This is a genomic window from Streptomyces sp. NPDC002055 (genome assembly GCF_040296705.1).
GTDB lineage: Bacteria > Actinomycetota > Actinomycetes > Streptomycetales > Streptomycetaceae > Streptomyces.
Genome location: NZ_JBEOXS010000006.1, coordinates 1 through 23086, shown reverse-complemented (window position 1 = coordinate 23086; position 23086 = coordinate 1). Strand labels below are relative to the sequence as shown.

The window sequence follows — 23086 nt, the reverse complement described above, 5'->3', positions numbered from 1 at the left end:
CAGGAATGGGGGCCGGCCACCGCGCGCGGGCCCCACCGCGCGCCGCCCCCGCCGCGCGCGGGCCCCACCGCGCGCCGCCCCCGCCGTGCGCCGCCCCACCGCGCGCCGCCCCGCCGTGCGCCCGCCCCACCACGCCGGACAGCCGCGCCCGGCCGGGGCTTGACGAGGAGTGACGGCTCGGGCACTGTCGGCACAGGACATGGGACGTCCAACGTCCGTAATGTCAGCACCTGGTGATGGTTGTCGGACCGTTGGAGCCCCCATGCCCCTCCCCGCCCCGCTGTCCGGCGTCGTCCCGCCGCTGTGCACGCCGCTGACCCCTGACGGCGAGATCGACGTCCGGTCGCTGCGCGCGCTGGTCGAGCACCTCGTCGGCGCCGGGGTGACGGGGCTGTTCGCGCTCGGCTCCAGCGGCGAGGCCGCCTATCTGAGCGACGGTCACCGGCGCACCGCCCTCGCCACCGTCGTCGAGGCCGCCGCCGGGCGGGTCCCCGTCCTCGCCGGAGCGATCGACACGACGACGGCCCGCGTGCTGCACCACGCACGGACCGCGGCCGGGCTCGGGGCCGACGGGCTGGTGGCCACCGCGCCCTTCTTCACCCGCACCCACCCGGTGGAGATCGCCGACCACTTCCGGCGTATCCGGGCCGGCGCCGGCCTGCCGCTGTTCGCCTACGACATCCCCGTCGCCGTGCACACCAAGCTCCCCGCCGCGACCGTGCTGGACCTCGCCGCGGACGGCACCCTCGCCGGGCTGAAGGACAGCAGCGGCGACGACGGAGCGCTGCGCCGCCTCCTCGTCGCCCTGCGCCGCCGCGGACTCGACCGGACCTTCACCGTGCTCACCGGCTCCGAGCTGGCCGTCGACGGCGCGCTGCTCGCCGGGGCGCACGGCGTCGTACCGGGCCTGGGCAATGTCGACCCGGCCGGATACGTGCGCCTGTACGGCCATGCCCGCGCCGGCCGCTGGGCCGAGGCGGCCGCCGAACAGGACCGGCTCGCCGCCCTCTTCGCCCTCACCGACGTGGGGGAGGAGTCCGCCATGGGCCGCAGCTCCTCCGCGCTCGGGGCGTTCAAGGCGGCGCTGCACCTGCTCGGGGTCATCGACTGCCCGGCCACCGCCGCGCCGCAGGTCCCGCTGGGGGACGCCGCCACCAAGGCCGTGTGCCGCTTCCTCGAGGAGGCGGGCCTGCGGTGACCGGGCAGCGGGCCGGCGGTGCCGATGTCCGGGCTGTCGTCCGGGCTGACGGCCGTGGTGGCCGTGCCGCTCGGCGGCGACGTCCCGCACCGGCCGCACCGGCCGGCCGGCAGCGGGGCCCGGGCGGACCGTCTGCTGCCCGCGCCGTTGTCGGTGTCCGGGGTTAGCTTGGGCCGTACCGGCCGGTCCGGCGAGCTGCCGGGCCGGTCGCGAACCAACGACCGCCGGCCGCTCGGCCCACCGGGTACGCCTCCGGCCGGCCGACCCCGGAGGACGACATGGCCGCGGCGAAGGACCCTGCCGAGACCCGAGTGGAAGCGGCGCTGGAGGTGCGGGAGCAGGTCAGGGAGTTCGCTCTCGGGCTGCCCGGCGCGGGGGAGGAGTTCCCCTGGGGTGAGAGCGTCATCAAGGTGAACCGGAAGGTGTTCGTCTTCCTGGGCACCGGCGACGGCAGTTGGCCGCCGGGCATCACCGTCAAGCTCAAGGACGACGCGGTGCACGAGCACGCGATGACCTCGCCGGGCGCGGAGCCCGCGGGGTACGGGCTGGGCCGCGCCGGATGGGTGTCGGTGCCGCTGGCCGAACGGGGCGCTCCGGCGGCCGAGCTGCTCTGCGACTGGGTGGAGGAGAGCTACCGGGTGATCGCCCCCAAGCGGCTGGTCGCCGAGCTGGACGCCCGCGCGTAGGCGCTGCCCCCGTCGGCGTTCCCGCTTCGGGCACCAGGGCCCGCGGCGGGGGCGCGCGGCCGGGCAGCGGGGGTGATCCGGACCACCGCGTTTCGCGGCCGCCGGGGCTTGTGCGAAGTGGAACACGTTCTTAGCATCGTTGATGTTACATCAAATGTGTCACATGCCTGGGGGCTTGATGGGACCATCGGGGAACGGCCCGCTGGCCGGGGTGCGCGTCGTGGAGCTGGCCGGCATCGGGCCGGGCCCCTTCGCCGCCATGCTCCTCGCCGACCTCGGCGCCGACATCGTCCGCGTCGACCGCCCCGGCGGCTCGGGGCTGAGCATCGACCCGGCGTACGACATCACCAACCGCAACAAGCGCTCGGTGCTGCTCGATCTGAAGTCCCCGGACGGCCCCGCGGCCGTACTGGACATGGTGGACCGGGCCGACGTCCTCATCGAGGGCTACCGCCCCGGCGTCGCCGAGCGCCTCGGCGTCGGCCCCGACGACTGCCTGGCCCGCAACCCGCGCCTGGTCTACGGGCGGATGACCGGCTGGGGCCAGGCGGGCCCGCTCGCCGAACGGGCCGGCCACGACGTGGGGTACATCGCCATCACCGGCGCCCTCGGCATGATCGGGCGCGCCGACGAACCGCCGGTGGTGCCCGCGAACCTCCTCGGCGACTACGCCGGCGGCTCGCTCTACCTCGTCATCGGCGTCCTGGCGGCGCTCCAGCACGTCCGCGGCGGCGGCACCGGCCAGGTCGTGGACGCCGCGATCGTCGACGGCACCGCCCACCTCACCTCGATGATCCACGGCATGGTGGCGGCCGGCGGCTGGCGGGACCGCCGCGGCGCCAACCTCCTCGACGGCGGCTGCCCCTTCTACGGCACCTACGAGACCTCCGACGGCGGCCACATGGCGGTCGGCGCCCTCGAACAGCGCTTCTACGACGAATTCGTCCGGCTCCTGGGCATCGCGGACGAAGCGCCCGCCCGCAAGGACTTCGAACGCTGGGGCGAGCTCCGCGCCCTGGTCGCGGCCCGCTTCCGGACCCGGACCCGGGAGGAGTGGACGGCCGTGTTCGAGGACTCCGACGCCTGCGTCGCCCCCGTCCTCTCGCTGAGCGAGGCGCCCCACCACCCGCACCTCGCCGCCCGCGGCACCTTCGTCGACCACGGCGGCATCACCCAGCCCGCTCCGGCACCGCGGTTCTCCGTCACCCCCGGCGCCGTCCACCGCCCGCCCGCCCAGCCCGGCGCGGACACCGCCGAGGTGGCCCGCGACTGGGATCTCCCGCACCTCACCGGCAGGGCCGCGCAGGCCCCTCAGGAGGACCGTTGAAGCGCCAGATCTTCACCGCCGAGCACGACGCCTTCCGCGACACCGTCCGCACCTTCCTCACCAAGGAGGTGCAGCCGCACTACGAGCAGTGGGAGCGGGACGGCATCGTCGACCGCGCGGTGTGGCGCGCCGCCGGGCGCCAGGGGCTGCTCGGGCTCGCCGTGCCCGAGGAGTACGGGGGCGGGGGCACCACGGACTTCCGCTACGCCGCCGTGCTCCACGAGGAGTTCACCCGGGCGGGGGCGGCCGGTCTGGCGATCGGCCTGCACAACGACATCATCGGCCCGTATCTGACCTCGCTCGGCACCCCGGAGCAGCGGCGCCGCTGGCTGCCCGGGTTCTGCAGCGGCGAGCTGATCACGGCGATAGCCATGACCGAGCCCGGCGCCGGCTCCGACCTCCAGGGCATCCGCACCACCGCCACCGACGAGGGCGACCACTGGCTGCTCAACGGCTCCAAGACCTTCATCTCCAACGGCATCCTCGCCGACCTGGTGATCGTCGTCGCCCGGACCACCCCCGAGGGCGGCGCGCGGGGCCTGAGCCTGCTGGTCGTCGAGCGCGGGACGGAGGGCTTCGAACGCGGCCGCAACCTCGACAAGATCGGCCAGAAGTCCCAGGACACCGCCGAGCTCTTCTTCCACGACGTCAAGGTGCCCAAGGAGAACCTGCTCGGTGAGCTGAACGGGGCGTTCCTCCACCTGATGACCAACCTCGCCCAGGAGCGGCTGGCCATCGCCGTCGCCGCGATCGCCGGCGCCGAGCACCTGGTGGAGATCACCACGGAGTACGTGAAGGAGCGCGAGGCGTTCGGCCGGCCGCTCTCCAAGCTCCAGCACATCCGCTTCGAGGTGGCCGAGATGGCCACCGAGTGCGCGGTGACCCGGGCCTTTCTCGACCGCTGCGTCGAGGACCACACCCGCGGCGAGCTCGACGCCGCGCACGCCTCCATGGCCAAGTGGTGGGCAACCGAGCTGCAGAAACGGGTCGCGGACCGGTGCCTCCAGCTGCACGGCGGGTACGGCTACATGACCGAGTACCGGGTCGCCAGGGCCTTCACGGACGGCCGTATCCAGACGATCTACGGCGGCACCACCGAGATCATGAAGGAGATCATCGGCCGTTCCCTGCTCGACTGACCCCAGCACTCCTCCCGTGGACCGGACCCCAGGACCGGTCCGCGCCCCCTCTTGTGAAAGGCCTGACGTGAGCACCGAAGCGTATGTGTACGACGCCATCCGCACCCCCCGGGGGCGCGGCAAGGCGAACGGTTCCCTGCACGGCACCAAGCCCATCGACCTCGTCGTCGGGCTGATCCACGAGCTGCGCGGCCGGTTCCCCGGCCTGGACCCCGCCGCCATCGACGACATCGTCCTCGGCGTCGTCAGCCCGCTGGGCGACCAGGGGTGCGACATCGCCAAGATCGCCGCCATCGCGGCCGGGCTGCCGGACACGGTGGCCGGCGTCCAGGAGAACCGGTTCTGCGCTTCCGGGCTGGAAGCCGTCAACCTGGCCGCCGCCAAGGTGCGCTCCGGCTGGGAGGACCTGATCCTCGCCGGCGGCGTCGAGTCGATGTCCCGCGTCTCCATGGGCTCCGACGGCGGAGCCTGGGCCATGGACCCGATGACCAACTTCGAGACCGGCTTCGTGCCCCAGGGCATCGGTGCCGACCTCATCGCCACCGTCGAGGGCCTCACCCGGCACGACGTGGACAGCTACGCCGCCACGTCGCAGGAGCGGGCCGCCGAGGCGTGGAAGGACGGCCGCTTCGACCGTTCCGTGGTCCCCGTCCGCGACCGCAACGGCCTGACCGTCCTGGACAGGGACGAGCACCTGCGCCCCGGGACCACCGCCGAGAGCCTGGCCGGGCTGAAGCCCTCCTTCGCCACCATCGGCGAGGCGGGCGGCTTCGACGCCGTGGCGCTGCAGAAGTACCACTGGCTCGAGAACATCGACCACGTCCACCACGCCGGCAACTCCTCGGGCATCGTCGACGGCGCCGCCCTGGTCGCGATCGGCAACCGTGAGGTGGGCGAGCGCTACGGGCTGACCCCGCGCGCCCGGATCGTCTCCGCCGCCGTCTCCGGATCCGACCCGACCATCATGCTCACCGGCCCGGCGCCCGCCGCCCGCAAGGCACTCGCCAAGGCCGGGCTGACCATCGACGACATCGACCTCGTCGAGATCAACGAAGCCTTCGCGGCCGTCGTGCTGCGCTTCGTCCGGGAGATGGGCCTGAGCCTGGACAAGGTCAACGTCAACGGCGGCGCCATCGCGCTGGGCCACCCGCTCGGCGCGACCGGGGCGATGATCCTCGGCACCGTCATCGACGAACTGGAGCGGCGCGACCAGCGGTACGGCCTGGTCACCCTCTGCGTGGGCGGCGGCATGGGCAGCGCCACCGTCGTCGAGCGCCTCTGACCGTCCCGTCCCATCCCCTTACGGAGCACACCACATGAGCGAGTCCACCACCATCCGCTGGGAACAGGACGAGACCGGCGTCGTCACCCTCGTCCTCGACGATCCCGATCAGTCGGCGAACACCATGAACGCCGCCTTCAAGACCTCCCTCACCGCGGTCGCCGACCGCCTGGAGGCCGAGCAGGACTCCATCCGCGGCGTCATCGTCACCTCCGCCAAGAAGACCTTCTTCGCGGGCGGCGACCTCAAGGACATGAGCCGGATCGGCCCCGAGCACGCGCAGACCGCGTTCGACATGGGCATGGGCATCAAGCGCGACCTGCGCCGGCTGGAGACCCTCGGCAAGCCCGTGGTCGCCGCCGTCAACGGGGCGGCGCTCGGCGGCGGTTACGAGATCGCCCTCGCCTGTCACCACCGGGTCGCCCTCGACGCCCCCGGCTCCAAGATCGGTCTGCCCGAGGTCACCCTCGGCCTGCTCCCGGGCGGCGGCGGTGTCGTCCGCACGGTACGGCTGCTCGGCATCACCGACGCCCTGCTGAAGGTGCTGCTCCAGGGCACCCAGTACCCGCCGCGCCGCGCCCTGGACGCCGGGCTCGTCCATGAGGTCGTGGACTCCCGGGAGGAACTGCTCGCCCGGGCCCGCGCCTTCATCGACGCCCACCCCGATTCGCGGCAGCCCTGGGACGTCAAGGGGTACAAGATCCCCGGCGGCACCCCGGCGCACCCCAAGTTCGCCGCCAACCTCCCCGCCTTCCCGGCCAATCTGCAGAAGCAACTGGCCGGCGCGCCCTACCCGGCGCCGCGCAACATCCTCGCCGCCGCCGTCGAGGGCGCCCAGGTCGACTTCGAGACCGCCCAGACCATCGAGTCCCGCTACTTCACCGAGCTGGTGACCGGCCGGATCTCCAAGAACATGATCCAGGCGTTCTTCTTCGACATGCAGGCCGTCAACTCCGGCGCCAACCGGCCCTCGGGGATCGAGCCGCGGCCCGTCCGCAAGGTCGCGGTGCTCGGCGCGGGCATGATGGGCGCGGGCATCGCCTACTCCTGCGCCAAGGCCGGCATCGAGGTCGTCCTCAAGGACGTCTCGGCGGAGGCGGCCGAGAAGGGCAAGGCGTACTCCGCCGGGCTGCTCGCCAAGGCCCTGGAGCGGGGCCGCACCACCGAGGCGAAGCGGGACGAACTGCTGGCCCGGATCACCCCCACCGCGAATCCGCAGGACCTCGCGGGCTGCGACGCCGTGATCGAGGCGGTGTTCGAGGACCCGGCGGTGAAGCGCAAGGCCTTCCAGGAGATCGAGGAGATCATCGAGCCGGACGCGCTGCTCTGCTCCAACACCTCCACCCTGCCGATCACCCTGCTCTCCGAGAACGTCCAGCGCGCCGAGGACTTCATCGGCCTGCACTTCTTCTCGCCCGTCGACAAGATGCCGCTGGTGGAGATCATCAAGGGCGAGCGGACCGGCGACGAGGCCCTGGCCCGCGCCTTCGACCTGGTGCGGCAGATCCGGAAGACCCCGATCGTGGTCAACGACTCGCGCGGCTTCTTCACCTCCCGCGTGATCGGCCACTTCATCAACGAGGGCGTGGCGATGGTGGGGGAGGGCGTCGACCCGGCCTCCGTCGAACAGGCCGCGGCCCAGGCCGGCTACCCGGCCAAGGTGCTGTCGCTGATGGACGAGCTCACCCTCACCCTCCCGCGCCGGATCCGCAACGAGTCGCGGCGCGCGGTGGAGGAGGCCGGCGGGGTGTGGGAGCCGCACCCGGCCGACGCCGTCATCGACCGCCTGGTCGACGAGTTCGACCGCCCGGGCCGCAGCGGCGGCGCCGGCTTCTACGACTACACCGACGGCCGGCGCGCCGGGCTGTGGCCGGGGCTGCGCGAGCACTTCACCCGGTCCGAGGTCTCCGTGCCCTTCGAGGACCTGAAGGAGCGGATGCTGTTCGTCGAGGCGATCGACACCGTCCGCTGCCTGGAGGAGGGCGTGCTGACCTCGGTGGCCGACGCCAACATCGGCTCCATCCTCGGCATCGGCTTCCCCGGCTGGACCGGTGGCGTCCTCCAGTACATCAACGGCTACGAGGGCGGTCTGCCCGGCTTCGTGACCCGCGCCCGGGAGCTCCGGGCCGCGTACGGCGACCGGTTCGCGCCCCCGGCGCTGCTGGTGGAGAAGGCGGAGCGGGGCGAGCGGTTCCAGGACGCCTGACCCGGGTCGCCACCCCGCCGTTCGTGCCGCGCTCGTGGGTGCGGCGGTGGGGTGGCGGTGCGGTGGTGTACTCGTGCAACGGCGTTCGCCGGGCACGGGAGAGGCGGTCCGGCCGCGGGGTTCTGTGGCCGGACTGTGTCCGTGAGCGGCCCAATGTAACCGTTCCTGATCGATCCCCGCCCGGCACCCGAACGAGTTTGCGACGGTAGGGAAGGGTCCGCTTGGATCCTTGCATGAGTGAACACCCGCCGCCGCACGGCGGTTACGGCCCTCCGCAGCCACCGCAGCAGCCCCACGGTCATCCGCAGCCGCCGTACGGCTACCCGCAGCAGCCGCCCGGGGCACCGTACGGAGCCCCCGGCCCCTACGGAGGTCCGCAGCAGGGTCCGTACGGTGGGCCGCAGCAGGGCCCCTACGGCGGTGCTCAGCAGGGCCCGTACGGCGCCCCGCCGCCGCAGCCGCCGTACGCCGGGTACTACGCGCCCCCCGGAGCGCCGATGGGCGGCCCGCCCCAGGAAGCCCTGGCCAACCAGGGAGCCCGGCTCGGCGCGCGTTTGCTCGACGGCCTCATCCTGATCGTGGCGTTCGCCGTGGTCCTCGGCATCGTCGTCCTGCTCCAGCTGCCCGGGCGCGACAACGACGCCTACATGATCACCATCGCCGTCCTCGGCATCTGCTGCTGGGTGGCGCTGCTCTTCTACGAGCCCGTGATGACCTGGAAGTACGGCGCGACGCTGGGCAAGCGCATCTGCGGAATCCGGGTGGCACGCCTGGAGGACGGCCAGAACATATCCTTCGGCCGCTCCATGGGCCGCTTTGGGATCACCTTCGCCATGGGCTTCGTCCCGCTGCTGCCCCTGCTGAACGTCCTGTGGTGCTGCTGGGACGAACCGTTCCGCCAGTGCCTGCACGACAAGGTCGTGACCACGGTGGTCGTGAAGAACCCCTCCTGACGGCGTTTCCCGTGCCTTCCGCCCGGCACCCCGGCGGAAGGCACGGAGGGTTCCGGCGGATCCCCGCCGAGCGGGGTTGCGACGGCCGGACGGAGCGGGTGGAGGCCTGTCCCGGCGCTCCGGAGTCCGGGCACCCGCGTGCTCAGTGCTTGCGCTCCGCCCCCTCCGCGCCCAGCCAGCCCCGGAGTTCCTCCTTCATCGACCGCTGGAAGGCCGTGACCAGCGCCTGGACGACGAGCGGCTGCATGTGGGCCGACAGGGACTTCGTCCGGGCAACCCGCTCCGGATCCGGCGCCCCGTCCTGGGCCGGGCCCCACACCTCCTGCCGGAAGAGATGGCTCAACTCCCGTGCCGCGGAGCGGGTGTGCTCCACCATCACCGCCCGGGCGGTCAGGATCGCCTCCGGCGATATCGGCACGTCCAGCAGCTGTACGCCGAGGTGGAGCAGGCCCGGGTCGGCCTGGAACACGTCCGTTTCCTCGGTCCGGACGAGGATGCTCATCGCCGTGAGCCGGTCGAGGTCCTCCTCCGTCAGGGCGCGCCCCGCCCGCCGTTCCAGCTGCTCCCGGGTCGTCCGCTCCGCACTGTCCGGCACCCAGGAGGCGACGAGTGCCCGGTGGATGGCCAGGTCGTGCGGGCTGAGGTCCGGCGGCAGTTGCTCCAGATAGCGTTCGATGGCGGCCAGCGTCATGCCCTGGTGCTGGAGTTCCTCGATCAGGGCGAGCCGGGAGAGGTGCTCGGGCCCGTACCGGCCCACCCGGCGCGGGCCGATGGCGGGCGGCGGCAGCAGACCGCGGGTGCTGTAGAAGCGGACGGTGCGGACGGTGACGCCCGCGCGGGCCGCCAGTTCGTCGACGGTGAGAGAGGGCTCCCCCGAGCCGACGTCCGGAGTGGTCTGCTGGGTCATCGGACATACCCTTCTTCTGCTGCACCGAACGAGTGCAACAGTATTGCTGTCTCACCACCGATGTGAAACCGGTCGGCGGGAGACGGCTCCGGCCCCGGGCCACGGTCGGCACTCGCCCGACCCCCGGCCGGCCTGCCTCATCGCCGGGCGCGCAGCCACTCCGCGAAGGTGTCCAGGGCCGGCTGCGGGTCGCGCCGCCCGATGCCGATGCGGAAACGGTCGGTGGGCGTGGCGGTGAGCTCCGACTGGTAGATGCTCGCCGGCAGCAGCAGGACACCGGCCTGCTCGACGAGCTCGGTGCAGAACGCCTCGACGCCGTCCGAGCCGAGATAGCGGGGGAACGCCACACAGCCGCCGTCGGGGGCCTGCCACTGGAACAGGCCGTCGAACTCGGCGAAGAAGGCGTCGAAGGCCGGGAGGTTGCCGGCGATCAGGGCCCGGTTGCGGTCCAGGATGCGGTCGCGGGCCCGCAGGGCGATCCGGGCGAGGAGCTCGCTCGGTGCGGAGTTGCAGATGGTGGTGTAGTGCTTGGCGCGTTCCAGCCGGGAGCGGAGTTCCCGGTCGCGGCAGGCGATCCAGCCGACCCGCAGGCCGGGCAGGCCCAGCGACTTCGAGGTGACGTTCAGCGACAGCGCCCGCTCCGACAGGTCGGCCGCCTGCGGAAGGGTGCGGGCGGTATCGCGCTCCAGGCCGCGGTAGACCTCGTCGCTGAAGAGATGGATCCCGCGCTCGTCGCAGAGCTCGGCCAGGCGCGCGAAGTCCTCGGCAGCGATCACCTTTCCCGTCGGGTTGTTGGGGAAGTTGACCGAGACGACTCGGGTGGTGGGGCGGAGGGCCGCCGCCACCCGGTCCAGGTCCAGCGCCCAGTCCTCCTGCGGGTCCAGGGCGACTCCGGTGACCTCGCACAGCGACAGCGGGACCGTCTCCGCGGCCTGGTAGTTGGGCGTGATCACCACGGCGTGGTCGCCGGGTTCCAGCAGCACCTGCATCGCCAGGTAGAGGGCCTCCTCGGCACCGGCGAAGCAGATCACGTCGTCGGCGCCGGCGTGGGTGTACGTCTCGGCGATCACCCGGCGCAGCTCCGGGTCGCCGAAGGTCTCGGTGTAGCCCAGGGACAGGGTCTCCCAGGCGCACCGGTCCTCCTCGCCCGCCAGCGACAGCAGCTCGGCCATGGTCATCGTCTGCACGTCGGAGGCGGTCAGATGGTGCCGGGCGGTGAACTCCCAGCGGGAGAAGTAGGTTTCCAGACGGAAGTCCGGCAGCCGGGTCATGGGATGTCCTTCCGGGCCTTGAGGTCGGCGAGCAGGGCATAGACGGTGGACCGGGACGCCTTCAGCTCCCGGGCGACGACCGGGACCGCCCGGCGCACGGCGAAGACGCCGGCCCCGTCGAGTTCGGCGAGCACGGTGAGCCGGTCCTCGCGCCCGAGGCGCTCCACCGGCCGCCCGCGCTCGCGCACGAACGTGCCGATGATCTGCTGCACGCGCTCGGTCCAGTCCTGTTCGAAGAGCGGCTCCGGCCGGGGCGCGGTGGGCGCGGCGAAGCCGGCGAGTACGGCCGCCGCCCGGTCCAGCGGCGTCCGGTCCAGATTGACGCAGAGCACGGCGGACGGCTCGCCGTCGGCGGTGCGCAGAACCGCGCTGACGGACGACAGCCGCCGCCCGTCGGCCAGCAGCTTCTCGTACGGCCCGTAGACGTCTTGGGCGGACGGGTCGAGCGCGTCGAGCTCGCCGAGCAGTGACGGGTCGCCGGGCTTGCGTGGGCCCATCGGGTTCCACAGGGCGAGCACCCGGTCGGTCCCGGCGTCGTGCAGGACCACTTCCGCGTACGGGCCGAGGAGCAGGGCCACGGCCTGGCATACGGGAGCCCACATGCGGACCCGGGGGTCCGGGTGGTCGGCGTGGCTGGTGGGGCCGGTGGGGCCGGTGCCGGCGTGGCCGGTGCCGGTGGGGTCGCCGTGGCCGACCGGGGTGCCGGGGGCCGGGGCCGCGTCGTCGTACGCGGGATCCGGCGGGCTGCTCTCCGTCGTCATGGCTGGATCGTATGTCCAATCTGGATTTTCTGTCCATGTGGGGATCGGGTGCCTGGCCGGGTGGGGATGGGGTGGGGTGGGGTGGCTGCGGGGGTGTGGCCTTGGGGAGGCATCCCGAGGGGGCGGTGCCGGCGGATCGGTGTGGCACTCCGGGAGGGGGTGGCCGTCGACCGGCGCGGGGAGAGGGCGGTGGGTTTCCGTGGGCCCGGACGCTCGGACGTCCGGCCGCTGCGTGCATCCCGCTGCATTCCGCAACTGCCGTTACTGGCCGAAAAGTTGTCGCGTTCAGGTGTTCGACGCCGAGATCCGGTCGGGTAGGGCTGGAGTATGAAGCTGATCCCCATGGATGTCGGACCGCTCAACCCCGAACTGCTCGACGTCGTCGTCGGCCTGGTGTGTTTCGGCGTCGCCTACGGCGTCCTGTCCCGGGTGCTGCCGCGCATCGGGAAGGTGCTGTACGAACGCGAGCAGGCCACCGAGGGCGTCCTGCGGTGTTCCGAAGACCTGGAGGCAGAGGCCGAGCGAGTGCGCGAACGCTACCTGCAGGCCCTGGCCGAGGCCCGGCACGACGCCGCGCGGATCCGCCAGGAGGCGAGGGAGGAAGGCGCCGAGCTCATCGCCGCGGCCCGCGCCGAGGGCATACGGGAACGCGACGAACTGATCGCCGCGGGCCGCGCCCGGATCGCCGCGGAGGTCGAGGCGGCCGAAGCGGCGCTGACCGGCACGGTCACCGAGCTGGCCACCGAGCTCGCGGACCGGATCCTCGGCGAACCGGCCGGCGTGGGCGGCAGCCGCAGGGGGTAGGGCGGGCCGCACGAACGCCCCGCGTACCTGCCGGGCGGGTTCCGTGCGGGCGACCGGATCCGGTGCGCCCCGGAACCGGTGCTTCGAGCCGGGCTCGGCCCGAGTCGTTCCACGAACCTCCGTACACGGACGCCGATATGCCCGCGGTTCGCCCCGGCAGCGTTCCGTCCGCCATCCGGCCGCACCCTTGTCCGGGCGCCCCTGGTGCCCGGACGCTGTGGCATTCCCCGGACCCGGCCCCGCGGAGGCGTCCCGCACCCCCGGGAGCCATCATGGACACGTGACCACCGCACATCGCGCCTCCGCCTCCCCCGCCCGCGACGCCGATCCCGAGCCGCCGCCCGTGGGCGGCCTGCTGTGGGAGATGGCGGGGGAGATCCGTTCGGTGATGGCGCTGCCCGCCGCGCTCACCATGCAGGTCGCGCACCCGGCCATCGGCGCGGGTGTGGACGAGCACTCCGTCTTCCGCACCGACCCCTGGGGCCGCGGCGAGCGGTCGCTGGCGTCCGTGCAGCTCTGGGTCTACGGCGGTCCCGAAGCGGCCGAGGAGGGCCGCAGGCTGCGAGCCCTGCACCGGACCATCCAGGGAACCGACGCCCACGGGCGCAAGTACCACGCCCTCACCCCCGCCAACTACGGCTGGGTGCACGCCACCGGCTTCCCCGTCTACCGGTACGCGCAGAGCGTGCTGGCCCGCCGCCCGTACACCGAGGCGGAGGAGCACCGGCTGTACGCAGAATGGCTCCAGGTCGGGCGGATTCTGGGCATCGCCGACCGTGACATGCCGCAGACGGTCGAGGAGTTCTGGCCGTACTACCGCAGGGTCCTGGACGAGCAGTTGGAGGCCACCGTCGTGGTCCGGGAGCTGCTGGACACCGACGCGTCCGTGCCCGCGCCCGACCGGGGCCCGAGGGCGGCCCGTCTGCTGCTGCGCGCCCTCTGGCCGCTGTTGCTGCCGCCGTTCCTGCGGCTGCGCCGGTTCCTCACCATCGGGCTGATGCCGCCGGACGCCCGCGAGGTGCTCGGACTGGAGTGGACCGACCGGCAGGAGCGCCGGCTGCGGCGTTTCGGGCGAGTGGTGAGCGTCGTGGTGCCGCTGCTGCCCGAGCGGCTGCGCTACCTCCCCTACGCGCGCCGGGCCCGCCGCGCCGTGCGGCGCGGCGGGGTCTGACAGCTCAGAGCAGGCGGCTCTCCAGCGGTCCTCAAGACAGCGAGACCGCTGTGGGGCGGAAGTCCCACCCACGCGCCGTGGGGGAGGTGGCACATGGGCTGGGCCGATCGTGGGCCGGCCCGTCGGAAACGGGCGAGCGTGGACCACGGAGATTCACCATCGAATCCGCTCCGCGTCTCCGCCGACGCAGGTGGGGCACGGTCGTTTGCCAGTCCCGCTGCACACTGCGCACCCGGCAAATCCGCAGCATCCATCGCACCAGACCTCACGGTGTCCCGCACAGGTGCCGCAATAGTGCGCCTCCCGGGTCGGCTCCCACGGATTCCGGGATTCGGGGAGCCGCGTTCCCGTCTGCGGGCCGTACGCGGCCCTTTCGGGGCCGCTGACACCTAGTGCCCCTCGGGGTGCTTTCGCAGGAATTCGTTGCAGTAGTGCACGCTGGTGGTGTCGCCGCCGATGCGTGCACGGTCCCGGATTCTGGCCAGTTCCAGACATCCGGCGCATCCGTCCACGGGCGTGGGCTCCAACTGAGTCAGACTCGGCACCATCTTGTGTTCCTCGCTGCGCTTCACGGGCATTGCGGCACCTCTGGCAGTGGCATGCCGGTAGTCGCGATGGCGAGTCCTGGGAAGCGCCCTGGCCGCTGTGCCGTTCCGCGTCGCTCGGAGGCAACCGGAGGGGCACGGACGAGTCCATCGTCCCCGCCCCTCGGCGCGGGCACCCGGCTCTCCTCGACGGTGGGAGCGGTGGGGGATCCGGGGATGGCTGGGTGTCGCCCCTCAGCGGGAAGCAGGAATCGGAGGACCTGCCGTAGAAGCCTGGCTGTAGCTCGGAACACGTCGTCAGCAACTCGGAACACGTCGTCAGCCTTCTGCTGTGGGTGGTCACGCCCCGGACGCTCGCCGCGTCACAAGGCCTTGTGCCTGCCATACTTCGATGCGCAGGACTCACGCGGGAGTTGACCAGGGTTGACTACGCTGACTGCACCACCCGTCAACCCACAGAGGTTCACGATGCGTGACTTTGTTGATCTTGCCAGTAGGGCATTGCGGGACAGCGGTTATTCCATGAAGGCTGCCGCACGTGCCATGAATTATGACGTCGCCTATGTGTCCCGAGTGCTCAACGGGAAGCAGAATCCGTCGGCAAAGCTTGCTGCCTCGCTGGACGAGCTTGTCGGGGCAGGCGGTGCCTTGGCGGCAACCGTTCTTGGCGATGACGAAGAGTCGAAGGTAGCCCGCAGTGCCGCCAACCCCTCCCGACTGGACTCCGGCGCCGTGGACGCGCTTTCGTCCGTCCTGACTGCCTACCGGCGATTGGACGACACGGCACAGCCGGCATTGGTGATCCCGGCCGCCATGGTGCAGATGAAGGAAGTCACCCGGATACTCCGGGGTGCTCGTGGGCCCCATCGGGACCGGCTGGCGGCAGTCGCGTCGGAATGGATTCAGTTCTCGGGATGGATGTTCGCCCAAGTCCGTCAGGACGACAAGGCTGTGCGGCTCCTCAACGACGCTTTAGAGCTTGCCGATGAGATCGGCGACGGAACTCTTGCGGCGCAAGCCCTGAATTTCAAGGGCTACATCGCACGTCAGCAGAACCGGCCCCAAGGTATCGCCCGCTGGTTCGCTGCGGCAGCACGCACTCCGGGCGCGCATCCTGCTCAGCGCATCGGGGACTTTCTGCAGGCGGCAGCCGGTATGGCGGCTCTGGGGGAACGCGACTCGGCCCTGCGGATGGTCGAAGAGGCGGAGGGGCTGACCGGCAGAGCGGCTGCCCTGCCTCCGCCGGATACCGCCTACTGGCTCACTCCCGCGTTCAACCGCCTGAACATGGGGCTCTGTACCCTCGCGCTCGGACGCTTCAGCGAGGCGGCCGACCATTTGCAATCAGGGCTCGCCGAACTGCCGGAGGACCTGCGGGATGCTCCTTGGTCGTGGGAGCACAAGGAAGCGTTGCGCAGAGCGGTGGAAGCGGTCTGAGACGGTGAGGTGGCCCGTGCTGTCTCCTATGCGCGCCGGGCCCGCCGCGCCGCACGGCGCGGCGGGCCCTGATGGCCTGCGCAGGGTGCCTGGGGCCTGGACCTGAGGTCGGTGACCTTCCCAGGTCATCGGCCCTCGGGCCGGTGACCCCAGGTCCGGGATCTTCAGACCACTGCCCCGGGCCACCGGCCGTCCCACCTCAGGGGCGACCCCACCTCAGGGGACGACCCCACCTCAGTGACGGCCCCCGCTCAGTGACGACCGCCCGGCCGCGCGTGGTCGTGGACCGAGTGGGTGGCGCTGATCTGCTTCCAGGACTTCGGCTCCGCCGGGTGGCGCTTCGTGCTGAGTCCGGCGCGGGCCGCCGCGGGGGCGGCCGGCCTGGACTCGTCGTAGAGCCAGGTCTGGAAGAGGTCCGCGAGCGGCTTGCGCGACACCTTCTCCGCGTACCGGATGAAGTCGCCGACCTTGGCGTTGCCGTACGCCCGGTCCTTCTGCCAGCCCTTCAGGATCTTGAAGAACGTCTTGTCGCCGACCTCGGTGCGCAGCGCCTGGAGCGCGAGGGCGCCGCGGTCGTAGACGGCGTCGTCGAACTGATTGTCCGGGCCCGGGTCGCCCGGTGCGACCGTCCAGAACGGGTCGTCGGCCGGGTGCTCGGCGTAGATGTAGTCGGCCAGCTCCTGTGCGGTGCCCTCGCCCTCCTTCTCGGACCAGAGCCACTCGGCATAGCTGGCGAAGCCCTCGTTGAGCCAGATGTCCTGCCAGCCGCGGACCGAGACGTGGTCGCCCCACCACTGGTGGGCCAGCTCATGGACGATCAGGGAGGGGTTCGCGCCCCGGGAGAACTGCCGGGGGCTGTAGAACGGCCGGGTCTGGGTCTCCAGCGCGTAGCCGGTCTTGGTGTTGGGCACATAGCCGCCCAGTGCGTTGAACGGGTACGGGCCGAAGACCGTCGACGCCCACTCGACGACCTCGGCCGACCGCTCGACGCTCGCCCGGGCCGCGCCCGCGTTCTCGCCGAGGTCCTTGCTGTACGCGTTGAGCACCGGCAGGCCGTCGGCGGTCTTGTCGGTGGTGATGTCGAACTTGCCGACGCCGAGCGTGGTCAGATAGGTGGCCTGCGGCTTGTCGGAGCGCCAGGTGCTCCGGGTCCAGCCCGACCGGGTGCTCTCCGAGGTGCGGACACCGTTGCTGACTGCCTGGGTGCCCTTCGGCACCGTGACGGAGACGTCGAACGTCGCCTTGTCGAGCGGGTGGTCGTTGCTCGGGAACCACCACCAGGCGGCCTCGGGCTCGTTCGCCGCCACGGCGCCGTCGGGTGTGCGGTGCCAGGCGGTGTAGCCGTTGACCTTCACCTTGGACGGCGTGCCGGAGTAGCGCACGACGACGCTGATCCGCTGCCCCTTCTCCAGCGCGGCGGCCGGGGTGATCTCCAGCTCGTGCTTCCCGGAGCGGGCGAAGGAGGCCTTCTTGCCGTTCACCCGCACCTCGCTCACATCGAGCGCGAAGTCGAGGTTGAAGCGCGACAGCGCCTGCTTGGTGGTGGCCACCAGCGTCGCGGTGCCGTCCAGCCGGTCGGTGGACGGCCGGTACTTCAGACGCAGGTCGTAGTGCGAGACGTCGTAGCCGCCATTGCCGTAGTCCGGGTAGTAGCGGTCGCCGATGCCCGGGGCCCCGGGCCGGCCCGGCTCGGGGGCGGCGGTGGCGGCCGACGCCGGGATCGCCAGCAGCAGGCAGGAGGCGAGAGCGCTCGGGGCGAGGAGTCTGCGGTGCACGAGTCCTCCAACTCGTAGGGGCGGGGGAGCGGTTCGAGACTATTCGGCACCATGAGTACCGGACGTGTCCATGGTCATTCCTGTCACATGATCGCCATACGGGGGACATCGTCGCGCGTGTCCACCCGGTCCCCCCGGTATCGACTCGCCCTCTTCTGCGCGGGAGTTGACCGGAGTACCGTCCGCCCGTGGCGATACGTGCGCGGGTCACCCGCATCCCGAGGAGAACGTTCGTTGCGGCGGTCTGTGCCGCCCTGATGGCCGTGTTCGTCCAGCCGGCCGGAGCCGAGGCCACCCCGGCCCGAGACGGGGCCACCACCCCTTCCAGGGCCGAGGCCACCCAGTCCGGGGGCCAGTCCACCCCGACCCGGGCTGAGGCCACCACCCCTTCCAAGTCCGACGCCACCCCGTCCGAGGGCCAAGCCACTCCATCCCGGGCCGCGGCCGCCCCCTCCCGAGCCGAGGCCGGCGCGAAGCAGAGCCGGCCCGTGTACTCCTACGACCGCGCCATCCGCGAGTCCGTCTGGGTGGACACCGGGCTCGACGGCGACGCGGACGGCCGGACCGACCGGGTCGCCGTCGACATCGTCCGCCCCCGGGAACCGGCCCGGCAGGGCCGCCGCATCCCGGTCATCATGGACGCCAGCCCGTACTACTCCTGCTGCGGGCGCGGCAACGAGAGCCAGAAGAAGACCTACGACGCCGCCGGCCGCCCGGTGCAGTTCCCGCTCTTCTACGACAACTACTTCGTGCCCCGCGGCTATGCGAGCGTGCTCGTCGACCTCGCCGGAACCAACCGCTCCGACGGCTGCGTCGATGTCGGCGGCCGCTCCGACGTGCTCTCCGCCCGCGCCGTCGTCGACTGGCTGAACGGCCGGGCCCGCGGCTACAGCTCCCGGACCGGCGGCCGGGCCGTCACCGCCCGCTGGTCCAGCGGACCCGTCGGCATGATCGGCAAGAGCTACGACGGCACCGTCGCCAACGGCGTCGCCGCCACCGGCGTCCGGGGCCTGAAGACCATCGTGCCGATCGGCGCCATCAGCTCCTGGTACGACTACTACTTCGCCAAGGGCGCCCCGCTCTACGACGGCGGCCCCGACTGGCTGTCCGACTACGTGGAGAGCCCCGACGCCAAGGCCCGCTGCGCCGCTGTCCAGAAACGCCTCGTCGACGGGGCCCCGCGCACCGGCGACTGGACCGGGCTGTGGAGCGAGCGCGACTACCGTCCGGACGCGGACCGGGTGCGCGCCAGCGTCTTCGCCGTCCACGGCATGCAGGACCTCAACGTCCGCAGCCGGCACCTCGGGGCGTGGTGGCAGGCCCTCGCCCGCAACGGTGTCGAGCGGAAGATCTGGCTCTCCCAGACCGGCCACGTCGACCCGTTCGACTTCCGCCGCGCCACCTGGGTGAAGACCCTGCACCGCTGGTTCGACCACTACCTGCTGGGCATCGACAACGGCATCGAGCGCGAGCCGATGGCCGACGTCGAACGCGCCCCCGACCGCTGGTCCACCGACCGCGTCTGGCCCGCCCCCGGCACCCGGAACGCCACACTCCGGCCCCGCACCGGCAGCGCCCCCGGCGTCGGCACCCTCGGACTGCGCCCCGCCCGCCCCGGCAGCACCGAGACCTTCACCGACGACCCGAAGCTGAGCGAGACCGACTGGGCGGAACAGCTCGGCACCTCGACCCCCGCCAAGGCCGGCTTCAGCACCGGACCGCTCCGCCGGGACCTGCGGCTCTCCGGCTCCGGCAAGGTCACCGTCACCGCGACCCCGTCGACCCGCAGCGCCCATCTCTCCGCCGTGCTGGTGGACATGGGCCCGGACACCGTCCGCGACTACGCCGGGAGCGGCGAGGGCATCAGCACCCTGCCCGAGCGCACCTGCTGGGGCAGCAGCTCCGACGGCGACAGCGCCTGCTTCAAGGAGACCCGGGCGAAGACCGCGGACGTCGGCCACACCGTCGTCAGCCGCGGCTGGGCCGACCTCGGCAACCACGCCTCGGAGCACACCGGCCGCCCGCTGACACCGGGGCGGAAGTACACGATCACCCTGGACCTCCACGCGAGCGACCACGTCGTACCGGCCGGCCACCGGCTCGCCCTGATCGTCGCCGGTACCGACGCCGGGCTGATCGAACCCCCGGACACCACACCGCGCCTGGAGCTCGACCTCGCCCGGACCTCCGCCAAGCTCCCGCTCGTCGGCGGCGGCAGGGCCTTCCGGGAGGCCACCGCGGGCGGGCCCTCCGCCGCTCCGGAGAAGGCTCCGTCGCGCGGCATCCGCATCCCGCACACCCTCCGCCCCGTCCCGTTCGCAAACAGCCAGGGAGGCACGACCTCGTGACACCGCGCGCCCTTCTGCTCGGCGCCCTCGGCGCCGTACTCGCCGCACCGATGCTCGTCGCCCCGGCGCGGGCCGACTCCACCCCGGCGCCGCCCCGTACCGGTTTCGAGCGCAGCGGCGGTGCCCGCTGGACCACCCAGCCGGAGGAACAGGAGCTGCTGGCGCGGCTGGACCGGGACAGCCGGCGGGTGGCCGTCGACCGGATCGGCAGTACGGGGGAGGGCCGTCCGCTCCAGCTCGTCCGGATCGGCGCCGACACCCCGCCGGACGCCGCGCAGACCGCCCGCGGCAGCTCCGTGCTCCTGCTGTGCAGCCAGCACGGCGACGAACCGTCGGGGCGGGACGCCTGCCTGTCCACCGTGCGCGACCTCGCCTACACCGGGGACCGGGCGACGCTGCGCTTCCTGCGGCACACCTCCGTCCTCGTCGTCCCCACGGCCAACCCCGACGGGCGGGCGGCGGACACCCGCGGCAACGCCGACGGCACCGACATCAACCGGGACCACATCGCCCTGCGGACCCCGGAGGCCCGCGCCGTCGCGGCCGTGATCCGCGACCACCGCCCCGACCTCGTCTACGACCTGCACGAGTACGGCCCGACCGCGCCGTACTACGTCAAGGACCTGCTCTCGCTCTGGCCGCGCAACCTCAACACCGCCGGGCCGGTGCACCACGAGGCGCGCACGCTCTCCGAGCGCTACGTCCGCCCGGCCGCCGGGGCGGCGGGCTTCAGCACCGGCATCTACGGCATCTGGACGGACCCGGTGACCGGGGAGCCGGTCAAGCAGGTCGCCGGCGACGGCCAGGAGCGGATCCTCCGCAACACCGCCGGCCTCAAGCACTCCGTCGGTCTCCTGGTCGAGACCCGCACCGATCCGCTCACCGAGGAGGAGCAGGCCGACCCGGCACGCAACAACCGGCGCCGGGTCCACTCCCAGCAGGCCGCCCTCGCCGGGATGCTCGACTTCACCGGTGACCGGCGTCACCGCATCGAGGCGGCCACCACGGCGGCACGGCTCGCCGGATACGCCGACCGCGGGCCGGTGTACCTGGGCGGCGCGGACAACGAACCGGCCGGTGAGGAGCAGATCCTCCGGGACCCGCCGTGCGGCTACCGCCTCACGGGAGCCCAGTACGCGGAGGTCCGGGACGAGCTCGCCCTGCACGGGGTGCGCTCACGGCCGGCGGGCGACGGGGCCATGGTGCCGCTGCGCCAGCCGCTGCGGGCCCTGGTGCCGCTGCTGCTCGACGAACGGGCCGCGTATCACCTCGCCGCGGGGAGGCCCGCACCGAGCTGCTGAAGGGGCGCGCGAGGATGCCCGGTGGCGTAGTGGCCAAAACGTTACCAATAGCAATGGAATGATTTTCTGCAATCGGGTTAGGGGCAGCGAGCAGGAAAGTTTCAAGCCATGAAAGGGTCACCACGTGCCGGATCAAGAAAATGACGCGGGGAGTGCTGCCGATGCGGTGGTGGTGCAGGACTTGCCCGGTCCGCACGAGACCCACCGCCCCCGCACCGACCGGACTGTGTTCGGTGTCACAGCTGCCCTGACGCTGGCCTTCGTCCTCTGGGGCGCGCTCGCCAGCGACGCCCTGGAGAGCGCGTCCAGCTCCATGCTCGACGGGCTGATGCACAACGCCGGCTGGGCCTTCGTCCTCGCCGCCTCCGGTTTCGTGGTGTTCGCGCTGTGGCTGGCGGTCAGCCGCTACGGCAAGATCACCCTGGGCAAGGAGGGCGAGGAGCCGGAGTTCCGCACCGTCTCCTGGGTCGCGATGATGTTCAGCGCCGGCATGGGCATCGGCCTGATGTTCTACGGCGTCAGTGAGCCGCTCTCGCACTTCACCGCCCCGCCTCCGGGCACCAACCCGGCCGACGCGGCCGAGGCCATGGACACCGCCATGGCCACCACGCTCTTCCACTGGACGCTCCACCCCTGGGCGATCTACGCCGTGGTGGGCCTGGCGATCGCGTACAGCACCTTCCGCCGCGGCCGCCGCCAGCTGATCAGCTCGGTCTTCGAGCCGCTCCTCGGCAAGCGCCGCGCGAACGGCTGGGTCGGCCAGGTCATCGACATCCTGGCGATCTTCGCCACGCTCTTCGGCTCCGCCGCCTCGCTGGGCCTCGGTGCCCTGCAGATCGGCAGTGGCCTGAAGGAGCTGCACTGGATGGGCTCGGTCGGCACCGGGGTCCTCGTGGCCGTCATCGCCGTCCTGACCGTGGCGTTCATCCTGTCCGCCGTGTCCGGTGTGGCCAAGGGCATCCAGTGGCTGTCCAACATCAACATGGTGCTGGCGCTGGTTCTCGCGCTCTTCGTGTTCGTGGCCGGCCCGACCATCCTGATGCTCGACCTGCTGCCGACCACGATCGGCACCTACCTCGGTGACCTGCCGCAGCTCGTCGGCCGCACCGAGGCCTCCAGCGGCAAGGGCGTCGCGGACTGGCTGTCCAGCTGGACCGTCTTCTACTGGGCCTGGTGGATCTCCTGGACGCCGTTCGTCGGCATGTTCATCGCGCGCATCAGCCGCGGTCGCACGATCCGGCAGTTCATCGGCGGCGTGATCCTGGTCCCCAGTGCCGTCAGCCTGGTCTGGTTCGCCATCTTCGGCGGCTCGGCCATGAAGCTGCAGCAGCTCGGCAAGCTCAAGGACGAGTCGACGCCCGAGGGCCAGCTGTTCGGCGTGCTCCAGCAGTACCCGCTGGCCAGCGTGATGTCCCTGCTGGTGATGGTCCTCGTGGCGATCTTCTTCGTCTCGGGTGCCGACGCCGCCTCCATCGTCATGGGCACGCTCTCCCAGCGGGGCTCCTTCGAGCCGACCAAGCCGGTCGTCATCTTCTGGGGTGTGCTCACCGGCGCCGTCGCCGCGATCATGCTGTTGATCGGCGGTGGTGAGGGCGACGCCCTCACGGGCCTGCAGAACCTCACGATTCTCGTGGCCGCGCCCTTCACCCTGGTGATGATCGGACTCTGTTGGGCCCTGCTGCGCGACCTGCGCACGGACCCGCTGATCGTCCGTGGCGAGATCGGCGAGGAAGCCGTGGAGACCGCGGTGATCGCCGGACACGAGAAGTTCGGCGGCGACTTCGAGATCCGCATCGGCCCCGCGCCGACGGACGACGGGCCGGCCGAGAAGGAGCCCGTGAAGAACGGCTGACGCGTCCGGGGCCGGCGGACCACCACGGTCCGTCGCCCCGCCGCCCGCTCGTACGGCGCCGCGGCCGGCGTCACGAACGGCTCCACGGACGGCCCCCGGCGGCAGGAGCCCGGTCCTCCCGGG

At 72.1% G+C, this 23086-nt stretch carries 18 protein-coding genes; 13 read left to right on the top strand and 5 right to left on the bottom strand.

Annotation, left to right across the window (positions count from 1 at the left end; all coding sequences use genetic code 11):
- Window positions 1-262: 262 nt before the first annotated feature.
- The 7 genes from ABT112_RS04675 (at window position 263) to ABT112_RS04645 (ending at window position 8791) form a co-directional block, all read left to right on the top strand.
- Complete coding sequence (locus tag ABT112_RS04675) at window positions 263-1198, top strand: dihydrodipicolinate synthase family protein (protein ID WP_351505527.1); 936 nt, start codon at window positions 263-265, stop codon at window positions 1196-1198.
- A 278-nt stretch (window positions 1199-1476) separates the two neighbouring features.
- Entirely contained in the window at window positions 1477-1884 is a 408-nt protein-coding gene (locus tag ABT112_RS04670) for an MmcQ/YjbR family DNA-binding protein (protein ID WP_351505525.1), read from the top strand.
- A 163-nt stretch (window positions 1885-2047) separates the two neighbouring features.
- Window positions 2048-3211 carry a CaiB/BaiF CoA transferase family protein gene (locus tag ABT112_RS04665; RefSeq protein WP_502975242.1) on the top strand — a complete coding sequence of 388 codons (1164 nt, stop codon included), beginning with the start codon at window positions 2048-2050 and terminating at the stop codon, window positions 3209-3211.
- The gene (locus ABT112_RS04660) at window positions 3208-4350 is read left to right on the top strand and encodes an acyl-CoA dehydrogenase family protein (protein WP_351505523.1); all 1143 of its coding nucleotides are present in this window, start codon (window positions 3208-3210) and stop codon (window positions 4348-4350) included. The genes ABT112_RS04665 and ABT112_RS04660 overlap by 4 nt, the downstream gene beginning before the upstream one ends.
- A 67-nt stretch (window positions 4351-4417) precedes the next feature.
- Entirely contained in the window at window positions 4418-5632 is a 1215-nt protein-coding gene (locus ABT112_RS04655; RefSeq protein ID WP_351505521.1) for an acetyl-CoA C-acetyltransferase, read from the top strand.
- A gap of 34 nt (window positions 5633-5666) precedes the next feature.
- Entirely contained in the window at window positions 5667-7838 is a 2172-nt protein-coding gene (locus tag ABT112_RS04650) for a 3-hydroxyacyl-CoA dehydrogenase NAD-binding domain-containing protein (protein ID WP_351505519.1), read from the top strand.
- 233 nt (window positions 7839-8071) lie between these two features.
- Window positions 8072-8791: an RDD family protein gene (locus ABT112_RS04645; protein WP_351505517.1), complete on the top strand. Its 720-nt coding sequence runs from the start codon at window positions 8072-8074 to the stop codon at window positions 8789-8791.
- Between the two features lie 142 nt (window positions 8792-8933).
- Here the strand turns inward: ABT112_RS04645 and ABT112_RS04640 are convergent, their stop codons facing one another.
- From ABT112_RS04640 to ABT112_RS04630, 3 genes are all read right to left on the bottom strand, one after another.
- Window positions 8934-9698: a MerR family transcriptional regulator gene (locus ABT112_RS04640; protein ID WP_351505515.1), complete on the bottom strand. Its 765-nt coding sequence runs from the start codon at window positions 9696-9698 to the stop codon at window positions 8934-8936.
- A gap of 137 nt (window positions 9699-9835) precedes the next feature.
- Entirely contained in the window at window positions 9836-10969 is a 1134-nt protein-coding gene (locus ABT112_RS04635) for an aminotransferase class I/II-fold pyridoxal phosphate-dependent enzyme (protein ID WP_351505513.1), read from the bottom strand.
- The gene (locus tag ABT112_RS04630; RefSeq protein WP_351505511.1) at window positions 10966-11730 is read right to left on the bottom strand and encodes a helix-turn-helix transcriptional regulator; all 765 of its coding nucleotides are present in this window, start codon (window positions 11728-11730) and stop codon (window positions 10966-10968) included. The genes ABT112_RS04635 and ABT112_RS04630 overlap by 4 nt, the downstream gene beginning before the upstream one ends.
- A 327-nt stretch (window positions 11731-12057) precedes the next feature.
- Between ABT112_RS04630 and ABT112_RS04625 the strand changes: the two genes are divergently transcribed.
- Together ABT112_RS04625 and ABT112_RS04620 are read left to right on the top strand one after the other, a co-directional pair.
- Window positions 12058-12534: a F0F1 ATP synthase subunit B family protein gene (locus ABT112_RS04625; protein ID WP_351505509.1), complete on the top strand. Its 477-nt coding sequence runs from the start codon at window positions 12058-12060 to the stop codon at window positions 12532-12534.
- Window positions 12535-12898: 364 nt separating this feature from the next.
- On the top strand, window positions 12899-13705 hold the full coding sequence (locus ABT112_RS04620; protein WP_351505855.1) for an oxygenase MpaB family protein: 807 nt from the start codon (window positions 12899-12901) through the stop codon (window positions 13703-13705).
- Window positions 13706-14094: 389 nt separating this feature from the next.
- Here the strand turns inward: ABT112_RS04620 and ABT112_RS04615 are convergent, their stop codons facing one another.
- Window positions 14095-14253 (bottom strand): hypothetical protein, encoded by a 159-nt coding sequence (locus ABT112_RS04615; protein ID WP_351505508.1) that lies wholly within the window; start codon window positions 14251-14253, stop codon window positions 14095-14097.
- A gap of 465 nt (window positions 14254-14718) precedes the next feature.
- On the opposite strand from ABT112_RS04615, the gene ABT112_RS04610 reads away from it, so the two are divergent.
- Window positions 14719-15687, top strand: coding sequence for an NsdA family TPR-like regulatory protein (locus ABT112_RS04610; RefSeq protein ID WP_351505506.1), 969 nt, complete (start codon window positions 14719-14721; stop codon window positions 15685-15687).
- Window positions 15688-15938: 251 nt separating this feature from the next.
- Here the strand turns inward: ABT112_RS04610 and ABT112_RS04605 are convergent, their stop codons facing one another.
- Window positions 15939-17462, bottom strand: a complete 1524-nt coding sequence (locus ABT112_RS04605; RefSeq protein WP_351505504.1) for a M1 family metallopeptidase — start codon at window positions 17460-17462, stop codon at window positions 15939-15941.
- Window positions 17463-17719: 257 nt separating this feature from the next.
- On the opposite strand from ABT112_RS04605, the gene ABT112_RS04600 reads away from it, so the two are divergent.
- The 3 genes from ABT112_RS04600 to ABT112_RS04590 all read left to right on the top strand — a co-directional run bounded on the left by ABT112_RS04600 (window position 17720) and on the right by ABT112_RS04590 (window position 22963).
- On the top strand, window positions 17720-19810 hold the full coding sequence (locus ABT112_RS04600) for a Xaa-Pro dipeptidyl-peptidase (RefSeq protein ID WP_502975245.1): 2091 nt from the start codon (window positions 17720-17722) through the stop codon (window positions 19808-19810).
- A 50-nt stretch (window positions 19811-19860) separates the two neighbouring features.
- A complete protein-coding gene (locus ABT112_RS04595) occupies window positions 19861-21111 on the top strand; it encodes a M14 family metallopeptidase (RefSeq protein ID WP_351505853.1) in 1251 nt (416 codons plus the stop codon).
- Between the two features lie 172 nt (window positions 21112-21283).
- Window positions 21284-22963 (top strand): BCCT family transporter, encoded by a 1680-nt coding sequence (locus tag ABT112_RS04590; protein ID WP_351505851.1) that lies wholly within the window; start codon window positions 21284-21286, stop codon window positions 22961-22963.
- The last annotated feature ends 123 nt before the right edge of the window (window positions 22964-23086 follow it).